Origin of the sequence: Streptomyces sp. NPDC007157 (assembly GCF_040634235.1) — a bacterium.
Lineage (GTDB): Bacteria > Actinomycetota > Actinomycetes > Streptomycetales > Streptomycetaceae > Streptomyces.
Map to the genome: position 1 here is coordinate 363682 of NZ_JBEYFE010000007.1, position 20160 is coordinate 383841.

15 protein-coding genes and 4 pseudogenes are annotated in these 20160 nt (G+C 67.6%); 11 read left to right on the top strand and 8 right to left on the bottom strand.

Going from position 1 to position 20160, the window contains the following annotated elements; all coding sequences use genetic code 11:
- Positions 1 to 498: 498 nt before the first annotated feature.
- Positions 499 to 825, bottom strand: a complete 327-nt coding sequence (locus ABZ642_RS16365; protein ID WP_360483375.1) for a hypothetical protein — start codon at positions 823 to 825, stop codon at positions 499 to 501.
- Between the two features lie 74 nt (positions 826 to 899).
- Between ABZ642_RS16365 and ABZ642_RS16370 the strand changes: the two are divergent.
- Together ABZ642_RS16370 and ABZ642_RS16375 are read left to right on the top strand one after the other, a co-directional pair.
- Positions 900 to 1273, top strand: a pseudogene (locus ABZ642_RS16370) (transposase); the annotation flags it as partial.
- 149 nt (positions 1274 to 1422) lie between these two features.
- Positions 1423 to 2073, top strand: a complete 651-nt coding sequence (locus ABZ642_RS16375; protein ID WP_360483378.1) for a hypothetical protein — start codon at positions 1423 to 1425, stop codon at positions 2071 to 2073.
- Positions 2074 to 2115: 42 nt separating this feature from the next.
- On the opposite strand, the gene ABZ642_RS16380 is transcribed toward ABZ642_RS16375, so the two are convergent.
- Positions 2116 to 3648, bottom strand: coding sequence for an ISKra4 family transposase (locus ABZ642_RS16380; protein ID WP_360483381.1), 1533 nt, complete (start codon positions 3646 to 3648; stop codon positions 2116 to 2118).
- 70 nt (positions 3649 to 3718) lie between these two features.
- Positions 3719 to 4261: a hypothetical protein gene (locus tag ABZ642_RS16385; RefSeq protein WP_360483384.1), complete on the bottom strand. Its 543-nt coding sequence runs from the start codon at positions 4259 to 4261 to the stop codon at positions 3719 to 3721.
- A gap of 99 nt (positions 4262 to 4360) precedes the next feature.
- Between ABZ642_RS16385 and ABZ642_RS16390 the strand changes: the two are divergent.
- Positions 4361 to 4640 (top strand): annotated as a pseudogene (locus tag ABZ642_RS16390) (transposase); the annotation flags it as partial.
- A gap of 537 nt (positions 4641 to 5177) precedes the next feature.
- Here ABZ642_RS16390 and ABZ642_RS16395 read toward each other — a convergent pair.
- Positions 5178 to 5995, bottom strand: a protein-coding gene (locus tag ABZ642_RS16395) for an IS5 family transposase (protein ID WP_360483387.1) whose coding sequence is annotated in 2 segments (ribosomal slippage) — positions 5178 to 5647 and positions 5647 to 5995 — 819 coding nt in all. Because the reading frame shifts where the segments join, the coding sequence is not laid out codon by codon here.
- Positions 5996 to 6002: 7 nt separating this feature from the next.
- The gene (locus ABZ642_RS16400) at positions 6003 to 6176 is read right to left on the bottom strand and encodes a hypothetical protein (RefSeq protein ID WP_360483390.1); all 174 of its coding nucleotides are present in this window, start codon (positions 6174 to 6176) and stop codon (positions 6003 to 6005) included.
- A gap of 1240 nt (positions 6177 to 7416) precedes the next feature.
- Between ABZ642_RS16400 and ABZ642_RS16405 the strand changes: the two are divergent.
- Positions 7417 to 7916, top strand: a pseudogene (locus tag ABZ642_RS16405) (lamin tail domain-containing protein); the annotation flags it as partial.
- A gap of 186 nt (positions 7917 to 8102) precedes the next feature.
- Here ABZ642_RS16405 and ABZ642_RS16410 read toward each other — a convergent pair.
- On the bottom strand, positions 8103 to 8315 hold the full coding sequence (locus ABZ642_RS16410; protein WP_360483513.1) for a hypothetical protein: 213 nt from the start codon (positions 8313 to 8315) through the stop codon (positions 8103 to 8105).
- Between the two features lie 945 nt (positions 8316 to 9260).
- Here ABZ642_RS16410 and ABZ642_RS16415 point away from each other — a divergent pair.
- The 4 genes and pseudogenes from ABZ642_RS16415 to ABZ642_RS16430 form a co-directional block, all read left to right on the top strand.
- A pseudogene (locus ABZ642_RS16415) lies at positions 9261 to 9509 on the top strand (IS256 family transposase); the annotation flags it as partial.
- Positions 9510 to 9538: 29 nt separating this feature from the next.
- Positions 9539 to 10054: a hypothetical protein gene (locus ABZ642_RS16420; protein WP_360483393.1), complete on the top strand. Its 516-nt coding sequence runs from the start codon at positions 9539 to 9541 to the stop codon at positions 10052 to 10054.
- A gap of 208 nt (positions 10055 to 10262) precedes the next feature.
- Positions 10263 to 11519, top strand: a complete 1257-nt coding sequence (locus ABZ642_RS16425; protein ID WP_360483396.1) for an IS256 family transposase — start codon at positions 10263 to 10265, stop codon at positions 11517 to 11519.
- Complete coding sequence (locus ABZ642_RS16430; protein WP_360483399.1) at positions 11516 to 12097, top strand: shikimate kinase; 582 nt, start codon at positions 11516 to 11518, stop codon at positions 12095 to 12097. The genes ABZ642_RS16425 and ABZ642_RS16430 overlap by 4 nt, the downstream gene beginning before the upstream one ends.
- Before the next feature lie 70 nt (positions 12098 to 12167).
- On the opposite strand, the gene ABZ642_RS16435 is transcribed toward ABZ642_RS16430, so the two are convergent.
- The gene (locus tag ABZ642_RS16435; protein ID WP_360483402.1) at positions 12168 to 14960 is read right to left on the bottom strand and encodes a TIGR02391 family protein; all 2793 of its coding nucleotides are present in this window, start codon (positions 14958 to 14960) and stop codon (positions 12168 to 12170) included.
- Positions 14961 to 15402: 442 nt separating this feature from the next.
- Here ABZ642_RS16435 and ABZ642_RS16440 point away from each other — a divergent pair, with 442 nt between their 5' ends.
- Positions 15403 to 16533: an IS630 family transposase gene (locus ABZ642_RS16440; RefSeq protein ID WP_360483405.1), complete on the top strand. Its 1131-nt coding sequence runs from the start codon at positions 15403 to 15405 to the stop codon at positions 16531 to 16533.
- A 39-nt stretch (positions 16534 to 16572) separates the two neighbouring features.
- On the opposite strand, the gene ABZ642_RS16445 is transcribed toward ABZ642_RS16440, so the two are convergent.
- Complete coding sequence (locus tag ABZ642_RS16445; RefSeq protein WP_360483502.1) at positions 16573 to 17091, bottom strand: helix-turn-helix transcriptional regulator; 519 nt, start codon at positions 17089 to 17091, stop codon at positions 16573 to 16575.
- Positions 17092 to 17333: 242 nt separating this feature from the next.
- Between ABZ642_RS16445 and ABZ642_RS16450 the strand changes: the two genes are divergently transcribed.
- Together ABZ642_RS16450 and ABZ642_RS16455 are read left to right on the top strand one after the other, a co-directional pair.
- Positions 17334 to 18125 carry a hypothetical protein gene (locus ABZ642_RS16450; protein ID WP_360483408.1) on the top strand — a complete coding sequence of 264 codons (792 nt, stop codon included), beginning with the start codon at positions 17334 to 17336 and terminating at the stop codon, positions 18123 to 18125.
- Between the two features lie 206 nt (positions 18126 to 18331).
- Positions 18332 to 19999, top strand: coding sequence for a hypothetical protein (locus ABZ642_RS16455; RefSeq protein WP_360483411.1), 1668 nt, complete (start codon positions 18332 to 18334; stop codon positions 19997 to 19999).
- Positions 20000 to 20160 lie beyond the last annotated feature (161 nt).

The window sequence follows — 20160 nt, forward strand, 5'->3', positions numbered from 1 at the left end:
CACCCTCACGGCTGCCGGAGCTGCTGCCGTCCGGGGGACTGTGGGAGTGCCGGCCTGTCGCCCGGCAGTCGACTGGAAGGACGCCTCGGCCCTTGCTGCCTCACGCGGGCTGACGACATTGACGTCGGCCGCGGTGCTCCTGGCGGAGACCGTCTGCGGCACGGCACAGGGAACTGAGGCTGCGGCGGACTGGACGGGCGCGGCGAGACAGGCTCCGGCGAGGGCCAACGCGGCGAGCAGGTGACGGACGAGCGGGCGGTGAAGCATGGACACTCCAGGCAGCTAGATCACCCATTGAACTTGTGTGATCACTCTAAGTGCTGACGGGTATGCTCCAGCGGCGGCTTTGCCGCACGTCACTCCTCAGAGCAGCCGAGGCGGCCACGCGCGGTCACTCATCACATCCGTTCGATTCGCTGAGCCGCGGCGCCGTCTCCCGAGCTCGTGAACTTCTCTGCACCTACTCAGCGGGGAGGAGATGAGGGCTCGGTTCGATCCTCAGACGATCACTTGCACGCAATCCGGTTTGGGGAACGGCATCATGTCCCAACCTGAGGGCCAACCCCGCTCGCGGCGATCTCCAGCTTCAGTCTCAAGCAGTCGAGGGATGCGCCACTTCCACCAATGGCCCTCCTCATCGCTCCGGCCGGGCCACTGGATCGTGGCCGCGTGGAATCGCTCGTCGAGTTCATGCAGCACTGATTGCTGGATGAACTGGACGCGTGACGGCAACAGGGGCCAGACACGCGCCAGCGCAGTCCGACACCAGATGTCGTTGTCGAGTTCTGGCGCGCACCACGCATAGCCCTCTTCCAGCTCTGTCACAAGACCGCTCCACCGCGCGAGCAGTGAGTTGAGCGTGCATGGCTGTCCGCCAGCCCGGCGACCAGCAGATACACCTTCCGCAGGAACTCGGTTTCGGCTCCGGCATGACCTGCTGGCGCCGCCTGGCCGAATGGACCGAGGCGGGTGTTTGGTCCCGGCTGCACGAGGACCTCCTGGCCGAACTCCGCAGCGCGAACGTCCTGGATTTCGCCCGCGCGGCGGTCGATGGCTCCCACATCCGAGCGTTAAAGGGGGATCCAAGACGGGACGAAGCCCTGTCGACCGGGGCAGGATGGGCAGCAAGCATCATCTGATCACCGACGCCACTGGCATCCCGCTCGCGGCCACCCTGACCGGCGGCAACCGCAACGACGTCACCCAGCTGATCCCGCTACTCCAGGCCGTCCCGCCTGTGCGCGGCAAGCGCGGCCGGCCCCGGCGCCGCCCAAACGTCGTTGGGTGCGGTCCCTTTCGAGTGACGGCCGCGATCAAGTGGTGAGGTCATAGTTCCGCTGGTGAGTGCGTCAGGCGTCATGCCGAAAAACCATGCGGTGGGGAACCGCGCCGCGTCGGGATACTGGGCCGGTGAGCAACGCCATGGCTGAGTACGAAGCGGCTACTGAACAGTTGAAGCGAAGGGTCTACCTCGGCCTGCGCGAGGGCAACCTCGCCCCACGGGACGTCGTCGCTCTCGCCTGCGAACTGCTCGATTGGTTCCATTACACCGACGCCATCGTGGAGGTCGTCGAGCGGAACCCGGCCGAGGTGTCGCCGGCGGAGATGACCGCTCTGGCCCGGCGCGTCCTGGACGACGTGGGTTTCGAGCCGGGCTTCGACCTCGTCCCCGAGCGTTTGGAGACGTTGCGCGCCGCGCTGCGAATCGTGGCCCGCGATCTGCCCACGGGTGGGATCGAGGGCGAACCGGAGATCGAGATCCTGGAGGACTGGTTCCCGGTGGGAGCCGGTGTCCGCCTTGCCGACGGCGAACGGCTCAACTGTGGCGGCCCCATCCTGCCGAACATGTGCGACGACCCGGCCGTGGCACTGACCAGCCTGGCGATCCTGATCCAGGAGAGCTTGCTCGAATGGACCTGGCAGGTCTGGCCGGTGTGCCCCCGGCATGACCTCGGCGTCCACGGCTCGGAGCGGGACGGTGCGGCCGTGTGGTGGTGCGCGGGCGATGGCGGACACACACTGGCGCCGGTCGGTGAACTCGCGCGCGCTCTCGGCCACCGTCGCCCCAAGTAGGGCCGACGGTGGGGTGCAGCTCGTTTCGAACGACCGTCAAGATCAGGCGGTGCGTGCGTAGTTCCGCCGGCCGGGTACGGGGTAGAGGCGTTCGTGTTCGCGGGCGGCGTGGTAGCGCCAGTAGGAGTCGAAGTCTCCGTTGGACAGGACGGCACGCAGTCGCAGTACGGCTTCCGCTCCGTGAAGGCCCCAGCGGGCGCCGGTGATGTCGAGGCGGTCGGCGATCAGGTGGCGGCAGGCGCCCTCGACCGCGCTGGTGGCGATCGGCCAGCCCTTTTCCAGCGCCGTGTCGTAGCGGAGCTGATCGAGATGGCCGGTCAGGTAGCGGTCACAGGCGTCGACAGCCTCGCGCCGGGCAGCCGGCAAGTGTTCCCGCTCAGCTTGGCTGGTCATTTCGGCGGCGGTGTGGGCAGCCTGACCTGCGAGGATCGCGGTAAGACGGTCGGCGGCCCATGCTTCGGCTTCGGTGGTGCCGGGTTTGTGGAAGGCGTGGGCGGCGGCCCAGACGTACTCGGCGACGTGCACGAAGTCCAGCAGGACGTGGAGCGTGACGCCGCGTCGGCCGGTCTCGGCACTGATCAGGTCGAGCTGGTGGCGGGCGCCGTCGACCAGCACGACCCACGGCCGAAGATGCTTCGGGTCACGGGCCTCGGCTTGGTCGAAAGGGTCGGAGATCACCTGTTCGGGCGTGCGGACCAGCGAGGCGGTGCACCATTTGTTCTCGGCCCGCGGTCCCGGGCGGGCTGGGCGTTCGCCGCTTCGGCCGCCGGGCGGGTGGATGACGTCGTGCGGACGTCTGGGGGCGGGACGTGTGTCGAAGACACAGGCCACCGTCGCCATCCGCTTGCGGTTCGGCTTCTCACCTGGCGCAAGCCGGCCGCGATGAGCGCCCGCCGCTTTCGCGGCGGCCCGGCGGGTGGCCTCCCGCAGGGACTCAGGCCGCATGACCACGCCCTTGCCGTCCGCCTGGATCACCAGCGGCATCGTGCGGCTGCACGGGATCGGGATCCGGGTCCGGTAGAAGCCCTCGACATCGACTGCGGCGGCGACCACGAGCTCTTCGAGTCTGCGCTTGCCGAGCACGTTCCCGCAGCGGCGCTCGACTGCATCGTGGGCCTGGTCGAACGAGCCACGGACGGCTTCGGTCACGGCGAGCTGTCGTAATCCCGTCGAGTGCCGGCCCGCCGGCAGTGACAGCACAGCGTCGGCGGGGTGGACGTTGCTCAGACCCTGGCCCCGGTGGGCGACCCGGGTGACCCGGACCATTCCGAACATGTTGGCCAGCCAGCGCGGGTGCCCGGTTTCGCGCCAGGGCCGCACCTGGCCTTCCGGCCCCACCACGACCTGCCGGGCACCGGAACGGATCTGCTCCTCCTCCCGCATCGCGCGCAGATCGAGGTGGTCCTGCAGCAGCAGGCGAAGCAGTTCCCGCCCCGCCAGGTCGAGGTATTTCTCCAGTGCAGTGTGGGTCCACGTGCCCGCATCGCTGCCCGACAGGGTGGTAGTCAGCGTCTCGAAGGCGCTGAGGGAGTCAGCAAAAGGGTCAGCGGTGGCATGCATGTCGTACGGTGTCATCTCCAGGGCTCTTCCCGTCCAGCATCGATTGGGTCGCACCTTCGAATGTAGGCGCGGAAGAGCCCTGCTGTTAACGGGCGTTGGGCGAAATGGTCCTGTGGCGGCGGGCCGGGGTGAACATGCCCGGGGTGTCCTCGTCCAGCCAGCCCCGCTCCACCAGCCGCTTCAGCTTCGCCCTGGTGCCCTCGATCTTCCCGGTCTCGGCCGGCAGCCCGATCCTCGGCACGACCTGCTTGGCGCGGACCGGCCCCGGCGCGTCCGACACAACCTCCACGATGTCCCGATACACCCGTGGCAACATCTCCGGCCCTATCCCGGGCTGCCAGTTCGGCACCGTCAGGACCCCGATGACCTGCCGCTCGGCCCCTGCATACGCCGACGTCATCAGCTCATCCACAGACGCCAGTCCGGCATCGACCCCCGCCACCGACTTCTCCGGACTCATCTCCGCAAGCACTTCCGCAACCGTCTCCCGCGCGATCCGCAACCGCTCAAGCCCCTCCCTGGCCAGCTCCAGCTTCCCGGACAGCTCGGCGAGTTCGGCTTCCAACTCCTCCACCCGAACCCGGGCGGCTACCTCGCGCGCTTCCAACTCCTCGAACAACGAGCCCATCCCCTCCCCTCCTCCACGACCACGGCAGAGACGAACGGCCCCGAACGCAGCCCCGCTCAGCGCTCGACCAGCTCACCCCTTCCCTTCAGAGGAACCGCACCCAACGTCGTTCTGGGTGACCGTGGCTATGACCACGACAAGTATCGCCGCCTGGTCTGGGACCTCGGTGTGAAACCGCTGATCGCCCGCCGTGGTACCGAGCACGGCTCTGGCTTGGGCCCAGCGGTGGGTTGTGGAGCGTGCCTTTGCCCACCTGCACTGGTTCCGCCGCCTGCGCATTCGCTGGGAGGTCCGCGACGACATCCACGAAGCATTCCTCAGACTCGCGTGCGCATTGATCTGCTGGAGGCGGCTGAGGTCATCGCGTGGACAACCCTAGAAAGGGGGCCAGCAGGAACCGGGGGGAGGCGTGGGGTTGACACGATTCCCTCGACGCATTTCCAACGGCCAGCGCTGGTCAATGACGGCCGCGGTCTCCTTGCAGGCGCCACACGCGTTGCTTCGATCCGGCACCCACCAGTACGGAGAGACCGAGAGGCCCTCGTGCTCTATGCCGCACAGGGTCGCGCCGGAATCTGTGTAGGCATAGGCCGTGTCGTAGGCATGGGCCACGTCCTCAGGGAGAATTGGTGATTCTGCCCGCTCCCAGCGCCCGTACATGGGCTGGTACTGCGGCCGTGAAACCTCACGGGGATCGTGTCCCAGCTCGGTCCACGCGTAGCACCAGGAGCAGAACCATCGCTCCTTCACCGGCAGGTCCCACGCCATTCGCGGTTCCGCTACCGGCACCTGCCGCATCTCGTGTCCACACACGTCACACGTCACAGCCGGATCCTGTCATGGCAACTCCCCACCCATCGCTGGCAGCAGGGCCCTCGGTCGAACCGCTTTCCGATAGGGGTTCTTAGACCGTGTCCTACGTGGTGAGGCGGATCAGTCGCTTGTAGCAGCACAGGGTGGCGGCGAGGCCGAGAAAGGCCAGGTAGTTGTGGGGATTGCGTTCGTAGCGGGGGCTGAGCCGCCGATAGCCGGACAGCCACGACATGGTGCGCTCGATGACCCAGCGGCGTCGCCCTAATCGCTCGCTGGACTCGATGCCCTTGCGGGCGATACGCACTCCGATGCGCTTACCGCGCAGCCATTTACGCAGATCAGCGCGGTCATAGGCTTTGTCCGCGTGTAGGCGCTGGGGCTTGAAGTACCTGCCGCGGTGAGGGTCGTGTCTCGTTTGGTGACCCTCGACCAGCGGCTTCAGTCCTTCGCTGTCGTGGGTGTTGCCGGCGGAGACGCAGACGAGGAGGGGCAGGCCGTTCGCGTCCGACAGGACGTGCATCTTGGAGCCCGGCTTGCCCCGGTCCACGGGGCTCGGACCTGTGTGTTCGCCCCTTTTTTAGCGCGCACGTGGGCGGTGTCGAGGACGATCCGGGTGACGTCGACCAGGCCGGCGTCGTCGAGCCGGTGCAGCACGGCCTCGTGGAGGCGGCCCCAGACACCGGCTCTGGACCAGATCAAGAACCGGCGGTGGGTGGTCGACTTCGAGATGCCGAAGCACGGCGGCAACGCACGCCAGGCACACCCGGATACCAGGACGTAGATGATGGCGGCGAAGAGCGTCTCATCAGGCGTGTCCTGCGTTCCGCCGCCCTGCGGCCGCACCTTCGACGCCGGGATCAGCGGCTTCGCGATCTCCCACAGCCCGTCCGGAACAATCCAGCTCCACGTACCCCGCCCCATGCCGAGTTCAACGACGCCTCACCACGTAGGACACGGTCTTAGAGCGCAGGAACGTCAGGGTCAGCTCGGTGCCTTCGACCTCGCCCTGAGGGCCCTGGGCGAGTGCGTGCTGGCGGCGGGCGACCAGGTCGTCCTCCAACTCGTCCAGCCGGGGCAGCATCGTCGGGTTGACCGAGAGCATGGGACATCTGATGCAGGCGTGCTCATGCGCGCAAGGCGTTCCGTAAGGGCGCCCGCAGGAGCCCAGCTCGACCTTCCGCTTGTCGAAGTGCTCCTGGAACTCCGACCACTCCTCGGTTGTGGGGTCCCGGTACTCGAGGGCGGCACCATCACCCTCGAGCAGAGTGACAGCGACGACAATCCGGCCAGCCTGCTGAGGCTGACGCAGCAGTTCCCGCCCAAGTACGAGTGCTCCCTGGTCCTGAGCCCCTTCACCATGGCCATCGAGCAGCCGGGCGGTGAGACGCAGGTCCTGTCCACCAAGGACACGTTCACGCTCATCTCGCAGCTGACCCAGTACCCTCCCTGCGGGGTGACCTGTTCCAGTTGCAGAAGCCGGTCGATTTCGTCGCCCCGGGCAAGCCCGACACTGTCGTCGCGACGATCCAGAAGTTCCCGGTCAAGTCCGGCGGCCTGTAAGCCGCCGGGCCCGGGCACCGTTGGCGAACCCGCGGCGGTCGACCGGCGGGCTGACCCTTGCGTCCGTTCCCCGACCTCCGGGCGGGGACGCCTCAGGCCCACGGTTCGTCCTGACGACCACTGTCTGCGCCGCGCCCGGCCCCGCCCGCCGCACCCGGGTCCGCCGCCGCACCACGGTCTGCCGGTTGCTGCGCGGTCTGCCCGGAGCGTGAAGGCCGATGTCGGGCTCAGGACACCGGCGGGCCGGTCCACACCTGACCCAGCCGGCCACCGGGAGCGGCATACGCTCCGCGTGCGGAGGGCGTCCGGACCGTGATGTGCCTGGCGTTTCCCGCGCCGCTTCACCCGACTGGGGCCCGTGCCGGTTCTCACGGCGTGGGTCACAGTCACGTCTGGTCGTCTCCACGCCCGGCAACGGCTTCACCCGCTCGGACTACGGCGGCTGTTACGCACTTTTGCGGGCCGGGCCTTCGGCTCCCGGTGGCGCTGCCTGGCGGGGCGGGGGCGGGGGCGCCGCGCCGCCGCTGGTGCGGAACCGGCGGGTGACAATCCATTAATTCGTCATGTTCATCGCATACATGGGTATTGAAGGTGAGAGTCACTGAAATATCCCCTATTCGTCACATGCTTCATTTTCCGCGCACATCGTGTTCGGGGGCGGGCGGGGTGTGGGTGTGCGGCCGACCGGGCCGCCGACCCGCACAACAAACCCCGCCAGCCTGGGGCTTCACGTCGCTGTTCCGGGGTGTGGCTCCGAGAAGGGGGACCCCGTGTCCGTTTCTATGACCGCTTGTCGTCTGACCGCCGCCGCTGTTGCCGCTGCTGCCGTGGGTGCGCTGGCGCTGCCTGCCGCGGCCGCCGGTCAGCCCGCCGCCCGCCCGCCCGCACGACCGGGCGGTGGTGATCAGCGACGTGCAGTACGACTCCCCGGGCCGCGACGACCGCGCCAACTGGTCACTCAACAAGGAATGGGTGGACGTCACCAACACCTCCCGCCGGGCGGTGAACCAGGTTCACCTCCCGCCGGGCGGTGAACCTGGACGGCTGGACGCTGTCCGACGAGGCCGGCCACACCTACACCTTCCGCCACGTCCGTCTGGACGGCCGTGCCACGGTCCGGGTCCACACCGGTGAGGGTCGCGACCACGGGGCCGACGTCTACCAGGACCGCCGCACCTACGTCTGGAACAACGACCGGGACACCGCGACCCTGCGCAACGACCACAGCCGCTTCGTCGACGAGGTCTCGTGTGGCTACCACCGCGGCGGCGGCCACCGCCACCGACCGCAGAGCAGGTGCCGGCTGCCCCGGACCGGCACCTCTGGCGGCCGGCGGTACGCCTGTCCTCGGCGTAGCGCCGGCCGCCGCGTACCGTCGTCCTTCGCCTGGCCCGTCACCGGGGTACGCAATGCGCGGAGCTCCCCCGGTTCGAGCCCGGGGCGGGCACTCGAACAGCCAGCGGGGTGCTCAGAAACCCGTCTGGCTCCCGCCGAGGCCGGACAAGTTGGTGAGGAAGTTGCCGGTGTAGTTGGCGAGCGCCGGAACGACAGCGAGCTGCTGAGCGCCCGGAAGGGGCAAGGGAGGTACGAAGCCGTCCGGACCATCGGCATGGGCGTGGGCGGGGGTGGCGAGGGCGAGGCCCGCAACGGCGAGCGCAGCCACAGAAATGATCTTCTTCATGATGTGAGAACGCCGTACGCGAAAGGCCGGTAACGGCCGTTCACTCCTACGGCTGCGAGGACCACCACCAGCCCACATGCCCCCCGCGCCCTGCCTCGGGTGCTCCGAGTCGCCTCGCCCTGGTCATGGGGACCATGATCCATCTCGGCGCCACTTGCCGCGGTCAGCGCCACCACGGCGGTACGCAGACCAGTGACGAGAGCAGCGGACCCCTTCGCCAGCCCCCCGGTCGATGCACTCGCCGTCGATCACCTACGGCCCCTTCCACACCAACCAGGGCAGCCCACATGCCCCGTACCGGACGTGGGCCACTTGCTTGGCAAGCAACCGCCGCCGCTCCAGATCGGGCGTGCCAGCCCGCTGCTCGCGCAGCCGGAAGGCCCGTACCAACGGTGATGTCCTCATTCCCAGTACATGCCGATACAACGAGCCCTGGCCGCAGTCGCTCCGCAGCCAAGCCTCAGCACATGCTGCACGTCGGCACGATCGCCAGGGCCAGGGCGCGCGGCCCCCGCGATCCGGTCACGCAAAGAGGCCGGCGCCCAGTCCGCGCGAACGCGGGTGGCAAGGGCACCGGTCACCGAAACCGCCCCGGAGGGAGATCCACCCTCAGCCTAGGGGTTGACCTGGACGTGCTCCGTTCATCCGAGGCCATGTCACCACCCGCCCATAGAGCGGTCCCAGAGCCGCCCTGAGTTCCGCTGAGGCCCCATACCGGGCAGAGGTGATGGGGATATTTGAATCTGGATCCTGGCCGCGATTGCGTGAATGATCTTGATTGGGTGCGCAGTGCTCAGTTCTCCTGCACTCGCCGACAAGTGGTTGTAGGAGGTGGGGAACAGTTCAACAGCCGGTGACCGGGTGGGTGGCCGGGGGAGTGGTGGCCTGGAGGTCCCAGTCGGAGGGGTTGAAGGCGGAACCGCCCAGCAGTTGCACGGTGCCCTGGAGCACTGGATCCACCTGCGGACCACGAACCCGATTGAGTCGACCTTCTCCACGGTCAAGCTCCGCACCAAGGTCACCCGCGGCGCCGGAAGCCCGGCCGCGGCCCTCGCGATGGTGTTCAAGCTCGTCGAGTCCGCCCAGGTCCGCTGGCGGGCGATCACCGGATCCCACCTGGTGCCCCTGGTTCGCGCGGGCGCCAGGTTCGAGAATGGCATCCTCGTCGAACGTACCGAAACACGGGCCGCGTGAGGCCGTGGGGCTGGGGAGGCAGGAGAACCGTGGCGGTCTGTTTCGAGCTCGTGGTGAACTTCGGCGACGACGCCGAGGCGGCACAGGCTGCCGCCCGCATCGACCCCAAGCCGTGGGTGCTTCGCGCGGGCGCCCACCGCGTCCCTCTCCACCGGCCGCTGCTGGCGAAGGTGGGCTCATACATCGAGCTCTCGATCCTGCCCGTGGCCGTCAGTTGGCATTGTGGCCTGGACGGCAGCCTCCCCAGATTCGAGCTCACCGCAGCAGACCTGACCGAACTGGGACACCAACTCTACGAACTGCTCGCGCAGTTCCACGGATATGTCGCCGCCAAAGTCGGCTCGGATCCGGAATCACTCCTGGACCCTGCTGAGCTCAGGTGCGAGTGGTCAGATGAACTGAACGAAGGCAGCATCCACGGGCTCGTACTCAGCGAAAAGCTCCATGCGGAACTTGACCTGAGCGCCGACTACGAAGTGTTCCGGCCCGGATACCGATGGATACCGTATCGCGGGGAGGAATCGAGCAACTTCACGGCCGACTAACGAGACAAGCTCGGGACCTCACCCTGCCCAAGCCTGCTCATCCAAACATCTTGACAATTACTCGGTCGCGACGCCGCCCACTCCGAGCAATGCTCATCACCTGTGGATCGGCTCGGGAGGACACACGCGAAGGGCGTACCTTCCCGAGTGATCGATTGACTGGTATCGAGTAGGCCCGCGTTGCCGCGCGGGTCGGGAAGGCCCGCCCGTGCTCAGCGTAGTGAACGCCGACGGCACCACCGCCAACGGCTCCTCTCTGATCGACGAGATCGTCCGCGAGGGCGCACGGCGGATGCTGGCCGCCGCGCTGGAAGCCGAAGTCAACGCATACATAGCTGAGTTGACCGAACAGCGAGACGACAAGGGCCACCGCCTGGTCGTGCGCAATGGCTACCACCAGCCGCGCAAGGTGACCACGGCGGCCGGGGCCGTCGAGGTGAAGGCGCCGCGGGTGAACGACAAGCGCGTCGACATGGCCACGGGCGAGCGCAAGCGGTTCTCCTCGGCGATCCTGCCGCCGTGGTGCCGCAAGTCCCCGAAGATCAGCGAGGTGCTGCCGCTGCTCTACCTGCACGGCCTGTCCTCCGGCGACTTCGTGCCCGCGCTGGAGCAGTTCCTCGGCAGCGCGGCCGGGCTCTCCCCGGCGACGGTCACCCGGCTGACCCAGCAGTGGCAGGCCGACCACACCTCGTTCATGGACCGCGACCTCACGGAGGTCGACTACGTGTATGTGTGGGCCGACGGCATCCACCTCAACGTCCGCCTGGAGGAGGCCAAAGCCTGCGTGCTCGTCCTGATCGGCGTGCGTGCCGACGGTTCCAAGGAACTCGTCGCGCTCAAGGACGGCTACCGCGAATCGGGCGAGTCCTGGGCCGACCTGTTGCGCGACTGCGCCCGCCGCGGCATGCGCGCCCCCGTCCTGGCGGTCGGCGACGGAGCCCTGGGCTTCTGGAAGGCGCTGGCCGAGGTGTTCCCCGCCACCCGCGAGCAGAGATGCTGGGTCCACAAAACCGCAAATGTGCTCGATGCCATGCCGCAGTCCGCGCAGCCGGGCGCGAAGAGGGCCATCCAGGACATCTACAACGCCGAGGACAAGCAGCACGCGCAGGCAGCGATCAAGACGTTCGCCCAGCTCTACGGCGCGAAGTTCCCCAAGGCCGTCAAGAAGATCACCGACGACGAGGCCGAGTTGCTGGCGTTCTTCGACTTCCCCGCCGAGCACTGGATCCACCTGCGCACCACCAACCCGATCGAGTCCACGTTCGCCACCGTCCGGCTGCGGACCAAGGTCACCCGCGGTGCCGGCTCCCGCACCGCCGCCCTGGCGATGGTCTTCAAGCTCGTGGAGTCCGCCGAGGCCCGCTGGCGGGCTGTGAACGCACCCCACCTCGTCGCACTCGTCCGCGCCGGAGCCCGCTTCGAACGCGGCCACCTTGTCGAACACGATGAGGTGAATGCCGCGTGAGCCGACCGACGCCCACTGAGACGCCGTGGATGGTTCTGATCGGCCCGGCCGGCACCGGGAAATCCACTCTCGGCCAAGAGATCGCGGCAAGGACGCAGAGACCGTTCGTCGATCTGGACGCCGTTGCAGACGGGTACTACGCGGAGGTGGGATGGAGCATCGCCACACTCCGCGAGCGCATAGCCGCCGTCGGACGCCTTGCGGCCGAATCCGAGTGGGAACCAGCCCGAGCACACGCCGTGGCCCGTGCTGTCGCCGACAACCCCGGAGCCGTCATCGCGCTGGGCGCAGGCCATACCAGCTACACCGATGACCAACAGCTGGCCACGGTCCGCACTGCACTGAGCTGCTGCCCCGACGTCATCAGGCTCCTGCCCTCTCCTAACCGTGGGACCTCACTGAACGTCCTACGGCAACGCTGCACGGTGAGCAAGGGCCGATCCTGGATCATCGACGGGCACGACTTCCTCGCCTACTGGCTCGACGACCACGGCATCCAACTGGTCGCGAAACGGACGATCTACACGCTGGACGAGACCCCCGCCCAGACCGCCGCACGACTTCTCCGAGACACCTGATCAAGACACGACGAACACAACAGATCCACAGGTATTGACGATTACTCTCTGCTGGGTACCGCGGCTGGGGTTATGGCAGAAGTCGGCGGATTGCTCCGGCTCCGAACTCGGCGATGTAGATGTCGTTGGTGGCGCTGGTGGCGAGTTGTCCAGGGTTGGTGAGGCCGGCGGTCACCTCGCGGATCTTGTTGTTGTGCAGGCTGAGGATTCGTCCTCCGTTGAAGTCGCCGAGCAGGATGGATGATCCGGCCAGGGTGATGCCGTTGAGGCCGGCGAGAGTGTGATCGTGGAGGAGATCAGAGGCCGGGTTCGGGTCGGAGAGCGGGATGCTCCACAGTTTGTTGTAGTCCTGTCCGGTCGCGGGGCCTGGGGAGGGGGCGCAGAGGATCCAGAGGGAATCGGCGTTGCTGGCCATGGCGATGGGGGTTCCCTGGACGCGGGTGAACTCGTGCGCGGTTCCGTCCATCTCCACTCGGTACACCGCTCCGTCGTCCATGGCCGTGAGGAGGGTGTCATGATTCCACGCGACGGCCATGGGCACGCCTTCAGCGTCCGGGGCTACGACTTCACTGCTTTGGTAGCCGTCGGCGTGGCGTAGCACCAGGATGCGGCGGTCACCGACGACGCGGATTGCGAGTTCTCCGTCGGCCCGGGCGGTGACCGTGTCCGTGCCCTGGTCGTTGGGGGAGACCGGAGGTACCGCGCTGATCATCCGGAACGCGCCGTCCTTGGCGTCGAGCCGCCAGATGTTGCGGCCGCGCGTGCTGACGACGAGTCCCCGGGGGGTCCAGGCAATACCGCTGACCGGCGGGAGACCGGTGAGCAGTTCGGTGGCAGTCCAGCGGGGATGCGCGGCCACGTCGACGCGGGCTTCCGCGTAACACCCGTTGTGCTGGCAGCGCAGTACGGTGACGCCCGGATCCTTCGCGCGGACCACGTTGTTTTGGAAGAACGCGATCTTCTCGTCCGCGGTCTCCACCTGAGGGCCATTGATCAGCGCGGTCCATGTTGCGGTGCCGTCGGTGTAGTGGCCCAGGACGCGCAGCGGAACGGTGTCCCCACGGCGAAGGCGCAGAATTCCTGGCTCGATGCTGATCCGCATCAGACGTTCGTCGTGGACAGGAGCGCTCGGCTGGCCATCGAACACAGATGAGCCATCCCAAACAGGCCGGAGCGGGCCGTTGACGTGGTTGCGCGCCCAGGCAGGCCCGACCTGCTCCCGTGAGCGTGAAGAGCGCCATTCGACGTAGTGGCCCACCTGGTAGGTCTCTCGGGTCGGGACGACGCGTTGACTGGCAACTCCGGCTTCCAGAACTTCCAGCCGGACCCCGGAGACCTCGAGCAGCTGTTGCCCGAGGGCGTCCCCGTAGAGGGGGACGTCCACGTCCACGATACGGCGCCATGTCGAGCGCCGCGGGTCGCGCACCAGCCACACCGTGTGAGCCGGCCCGTGGCGGGTTCCATCGACCAGATGGACGCGGTGCTCGCCGGGAGAGACAGCGGAGACGTCGGCCACCAGGGTCCCGGGCCGGAAACTGCGTGTGGTCAGCGGCACGGTCTCGTCCAGCCAGGCCCGGACCTGGGATCCGGCTCGGTCGACCCACAGCGTGAGGTCTCCTTGGCCGTACTGGTATCCGCGGACTGTTGGAGCACGTTCGATGTCACGGTCAAGGAGGTCCAGCAGGGAACTGGCGTGGACAAGAATACGGAGGCACTCCCGGCGCGACACGCACGGCAGACTGGGCCGGTCTTTGTGGGAGCGGTCTCCCTTGAAGAGCCCGATGGCGCCGGCGAACAGCTGGAGCATGCGGTCCATGTCGCCGTCGCGGTCGGAGATGCGGATCGGGTTCGTCTTCTCCTTGAAGGCGGCCTTGATCAGTACGTCTCCGATCGCGGAGCTGCCCGACCTTTGCTGGACTTCGTCTTCCAGCCGCCGGAAGGCGGCGAAGATCGCCTCGTCGTACAGGTCAGCGCGCAGTGGCGCCTGGCACGAGTCCACGATCTCCTCGCGCAACAGGGTGAGCAGCACATCAAGGCTGTGGTCCTGGGATGGCGCCAGCCGCACCTCGGTTCCCCTGGGCGCCTCAGCTGAGGCCGTGACACTGGGGGTGTCGGTGAGTCCGTGTATCAGCGCAGATGCCGCTGCGGCGCGCTCGCGCTCCACGGTCTCGGCGTACCGCAGGAGTCCGTCCACCCCGTGTACGTGCCGGTAGGGGCGCAAGCGCGGCCGATCCAGGGTGAGCCGCCACAGCCAGGGCTTCTCTGTCACCCAGCCGCTGCTTGTCCAGAACCCTGGGAGCAGATCCGCGAGGACCCTGATACGCGCCACTTTCCCGCGTGCCACCTCTACATCCGCTGGAACGTCCCTGTCGCTGGCGTCCGAGGATGCCGCAGAGGGGGCATGCACGGAGCTGTCCGAAGCTGTGGGTGTGCCAGTAATGCTTAGCTCGTTCGGGCCGTCCGGCTCGTCGATATGCAGGCCCTCATCTGTGGCGAAGGCCTGACTTTCGGCGACGACCGGCGTCTCGGCCGGGCTCGTGTCGTTGCGTTCGAGGTCCACCGTCCAGGCCGCGAACCGCGCCAGCAGCCGCAGGTCTTCTGCGCCGTCGTCGCATGCGGCGACCCCTCGAAGAGTCAGCCGGACCGCGTCGTTGCTGGAGAAGCCGTGCGACTGCCAGGGGCGGAAGAGATAGGCCTCAGGAACGGAGAGGAGCGCGGCCTGGGCGTCCTCAATGCCCAACTCCCTGTCGGCCCACAGATCCACCGCAGTGAAGGTGGGCCAGTCACCCCGCTGCTTCATCAGGGCGTAGACCGCCTGAAGAAGTTCCCGGGTACCGGCGTCAAGACCTGCTTCCTGAGTCACAGGATGATTCTTCCGCCACCAAGGTGCTTAGCGGTCCCGTTTTTCATTGCTGCTGAACAGCCCGGTACGTCTCTCGCGGCTATACCCGCTGAGAGCCTTGCGGGCTCGGCCTTCCCCAGCACCCGCCAGCCTGGTTGTCGCGGTGCGCACCGGCAAGACCAAGTGGTCCTCCGACCGGTCCACCGTGCTCCCCACGCTGTAGCCGTAGAGGACCGCGGCGTACGGCACCCCCGGCGGCCGCCTTCGTGCTACCGACGCGTCCCGATCCGGAATTCGGGTATGTTCCAACTCTTGTACGAACGAGGGCCGTTGTGGTGCGCCCGCCGGGAACCCACGCCGTGACCGGCGACGTTCTCTAGTGCCGCATCAGGCAACGTTCGCCCCGTCGTGATGTGTCGCCCGGATGCTGTGCCGGGCGGCGCTGGATCGTCAGAATGATCACGTGGCTGAACGCGTGCAGGTCCGTGAGATCGATGACGACGAGGGCAGGCGGCTGCTACGGATCGTCCGACGGGGCACCGGGTCGGTGGTGACCTGGCGGCGAGCCCAGATGGTGCTGCTGTCCGCCCAGCGCATGCCCGTGGCGAAGATCGCTGAGGTCACGTTCACCAGCGCAGACCGGGTCCGCGACGTGATCCACAACTTCAACGCCGACGGCTTCGACTCGCTCTACCCGAAGTACAAGGGCGGGCGGCCTAGGACGTTCACGCTGCCCGAGCGCCGGGAGATCAAGAAGATCGCCAAGTCCAAGCCGGTCGAGCACGGCCTGCCGTTCTCGACCTGGAGCCTGGCCAAGCTGGCCGACTTCCTGGTCGCCGAGGGGGTGGTCGACGACATCAGCCATGAGGGCCTTCGGGTCCTGCTCCGCGAGGAGGGCGTCTCGTTTCAACGCGTGAAGACCTGGAAGACCTCCCGCGACCCTGACTACGCGGCCAAGAAGGCCCGCGTCGAACACCTCTACGCGATCGCCGATGGCGAAGTCATACCCGAGGAGGGCGAGCCCGAAGTCGTTTTCTGCATGGACGAGTTCGGACCGCTCAACCTCCAGCCCCCCGGCCGGCAGTGGGCCGAACGTGGTGGCAAGGGCAAGGACCCTGACCGTGAGCCCCGGCCCCGGCGGCGCGCGACCTACACCCGACCGCACGGGGTCCGGCACCTGTTCGCCGCCTACGACCTCGCCAAGGATCAGCTCTACGGCCACATCAAGAAGACCAAGAACCGCTCCAAGTTCCTGGAGTTCTGCCGCTACCTGCGCTCGCTGCACCCGGCTGATGTGCGCATTGCGATCGTCTGCGACAACTACTCGCCGCACCTGACGACGAAGCGGTGCCAGCGAGTCGCAACCTGGGCCGCGGCGAACAACGTGGAGATCGCCTGCACCCCGACCAACAGCTCCTGGCTCAACCGGATCGAGGCCCAGTTCACCGCCCTGCGCTACTTCGCCCTCGACGGCACCGATCATCCCAGCCACAAGGCCCAGGGCAGCATGATCCGCCGCTACATCATCTGGCGGAACAAGCACGCCGCCGACGAGCGCCTACGCGAAGTCGTCACCAGGGCGAACGTCGCCTGACGCAGCGCCAACTCCGCATTGTGCGCCGCCACCTGTCAGCTACTGCGTACTGCCGTCGTCGAGTCCGGCGATGACTCTGACGTCCGCTTCGGACATGTCCAGGATCCCGGCGATGAGGCGGGCCTGCAGCAAGTTCGGATTGTGTCCGCGGCGGAGCATGTGGATGGTGGACATCGACAGTCCGGCGGCCCTAGCCATGTCCCTGACCGGAATCCCGCGCTGGTCCATGAACCCGGTGAGCATCCGTCCGAACGGATGGGGCTCCGACCGCCCGGCAGGGGCAACGGCCGGGCCGATAACAACGTCACCGATCTTGGCCTGGAAGCGCATGAGTTGGTCGCCCGTGAACCCGACTTTCGCGACGAACGGCAGGCTCTCGCCGTTGTCGGAGGCGACCGTTCCCGGGATCGACACCTCGGTGAACCTCACGGCGGGATCGCAGCGGTGATCCCCGGTCTCTACGGGATGTCCCGGCTGAACGCGGTCGACTCTCCAGTCGCGGTTCCACCACGGAAGGTCCTGCAGCGTCTGGTTGAAGAAGGGCGGCAGGACGGTCATGTCCACCGGGTCCGGGGGATTCTTCTGACCTCCCCATATGACACCGGGCCAGTACCTCAGTGCCGCGATCACGTCCGCCGTCAGCGCGCGGTTGGCAGTCTCCACGGCCACACTCTCCCCCAGTCGACGGAGCAGTCTCCCACGACGGGGCAAGCGTTGCCTGATGCGGCACTAGCCGGTCTGTCCGTGTTGCCTTCCGCCTGGCCATCAACATTGTCAGACCCCCGCCTTAGCCTTAGACGGTGACTCCAGAAATCGACAGCAAGAAGGAGGCGGAGGACCGCCGGAAGCCAAGCGTTGAGGACACTGTGCTTGGTCAGACTGCGTTCTTCCTTCAAGAAAAGGGTGACGTTCAAGCAGCCGCTCTGCTGCTGGACGTCGAGGGCATCCAGTGGACGCCGGGCAACTGGGCTCACGACTGGACAGTGGCCGAGCTTCTCGTTCCTGGTTGGCTCATAGAGCGGTTCAGCGACGATGTCCTGGAGCGGATTAGTCCTGTGCTGCTCGAAGCCGCCGAGCGTCATGGCGTCGAAGCGAGCAAGGTGGGTGTAGCCCCCGCACTCCCAGAGCTTGGTCCGGACTGGCGCAGTGTTTTGCAGGAACGCCTGTCAACCGACACGGTCACGAACCATGCCGCTCGGGTGCGCGACCCAAGGCCGGAACTACGGCGCGAGGGATTCACATTTGACTCACGGGAAGAGCTGCGGGTCTTTGAAGCCCTCAAACGTGCCCAGTCCCGCCTCGCTGCCGAAGGCCATGACACGATCACGATCTTCCCTCTGCCGCTTGGGCGTGTAGGGGTAGGCAACTCCTGGACTCCCGACTTTGTCGTTGTGCGGGAGGGACGGGCTGGCCTGATGGAGGTGGACGGACCACATCACCGTGGCCGCTTCGGTGCCGACACCACAAGAGATCGGCACTGGCGGAACAGCGGCTTCGTGCATATCGAGCGCATCCTCGTCGAGGAAACAGCCAAGGATGCGGAGCTGGACACGCTCGTCCAGGCCTTCTTGAAGCGGTTGCGGAGCCACTGACTGACGCGAGCCCACTAACCGTGCCCTGCAACTATCGGCGCCCTCGCGGGGGAAGCGGGCGGTGGGTTCGCCCGCTTGAGAAGGCGGACCACTGCTGTCTCTCGCCAGCAGACAGTGCTGTGACGCCCAAGACGCCGGGACGCACGAAAATCGGTGCGCGCGGACCCCGGCTGCTCCCATACTGCTGGTGACGAAAGTGGGGTCCCGTGCCGCAGATCGAGCCGAGTGTGCTGACAGCGCTCATGGCGGCGGCGAAGAACACCGTCTCCAACGCAGCCGCCGCGATCTCCCTCGCGGCTATGGACGTCGGTTCGAGTACGGCCGTCGAGCAGCGGGATGCGCTGGTCGCGGCCTTGCGCTGCCGGCCGTCTAAGGTGCTGAAGGCTCGGAAGGAGGCGGGGGAGGTCCTGCCGATTCCGCCCACCACGCCGGCCCAGTTGGAGATCTGGAGCCTGTACGCGGACTGCGTGGGTGATCCGCTCCTTCGCGGCCACCTTCATCATCTGCTGCTCGACGCCGGCCGCGGCCGCAAGCCCGTCCGCGTCCGTGGCGCGGCCTCTGGCTACCTCGACGGGGCGCAGCTTTTGCTGGCCGCTTCCCAGGACAGCTACGGGTGGGCACGGGCCGCCCGGTGCCTGGAGATGGCTGGGGAGCTGGCCCTCAAGTTCAAGCAACCTGACCTTCGCGACCGCGCGACCACGGACGCCCTCGCCCTCGCCGGGCTCCTCCTGGCCGGAGCCGAGGACGACGGGCGGCCCCTGCTGGTCGTCCTGCAGACGCTGCAGGCCCTTGAGTACGACGTCGGGGACCTTGCCGAGCAGGCGGCCAGCCTCTGCACCGACGACGTGGACGCCCGGATCGGCCTCCTCGATGTGCTGCGGAAAGACGCGCCGCAGAGCCGCCACACGGAGATCGACACCGCCGTGGTCCACACCCTCCTGGACGCCGCGGAGGCCGCCGACGCCGGGCACCGCCGCCTGTACTTCCTGACGGGGGCGGCGACCGAGGCGCGGAGGCGGGGCCTGCCCGAACTGCGGGCACGTGTCGAGATGGCCCTGCAGCAGACCAAGCTGGAGTGGACTTCCATCCGCACCGAGGGCACGATCCCGTGCGCGGTGATCGCCGGGCAGCGGGCCCGGGTCGATGCCGCCCCGGATCTGCTGACCGCGCTGTGGGCAACCGTGGCGGACGTCCACCCCGTGATGCGCGCGCAAGCCGAGATCGAGGCCGAGACCGACAGCCCGTTCAAGGGTCTGTTGCAGATCCCGCGTTCGCGCGTCAACGTGGCCGGACCGGTCTTCGTCCGTCCGCCCGTCGAGGCCGACGACGACCTCGCCGTGGCGATGCAGGTCCGCGGCCTGGGGTGGTTCGGGATGCTGACCGCGTTTCAGCTCGACCGCATCCACGAGCGCTTCCGTCCCGACGAGTTCGAGATGATCGCCGCTCTGGTGCACGAGACAGTGCTGCCCGAGCCCCGCGCGCGAACCCTCGCCCGGGCCTTCCTCTACTACTGGCTGGAGGAACTCGACGCCGCGGCGTGCGTCGCGCTGCCACAGGTCGAGCAGATCCTCCGGGAACTCCTGCGCTCCCGGGTCCCTGTCGTCTCCGTGGCCTGGGGGCCGAGCCCCGGTGGAGTCGACTTGCTGGGCAAGCTCCTGCAGAGCATGCCGGAGGCCGGGTATCCGGCGGACTGGAGCAGAGCGCTGGAACTTCTCCTGGTCGACCCCGACCGCGGGATGAACCTGCGCAACGACATCCTCCACGGCCTGGCCGGCACCCCGCCCAAGCACCACGTCGCGCTCATCTTGCAGGCAGCGCTGTACCTGCTCAGCCACGCGCACGGGCAGCGCATGACACCTGACCCGGCGGCCTGATCCCCAGGACCGCACGGCAGCCGCTCCCGGGCCGCCCCGCCGGGCCCGGGGACGCACGCCACCCGCAGCCCCGGCGTTGTCCGGAGCGGTTCACTCGTACGAAAACGGGCTGAACCCGGCAGTCGGCCCGGCAACTATGAAGGCCGAAGCACCACGCCGAG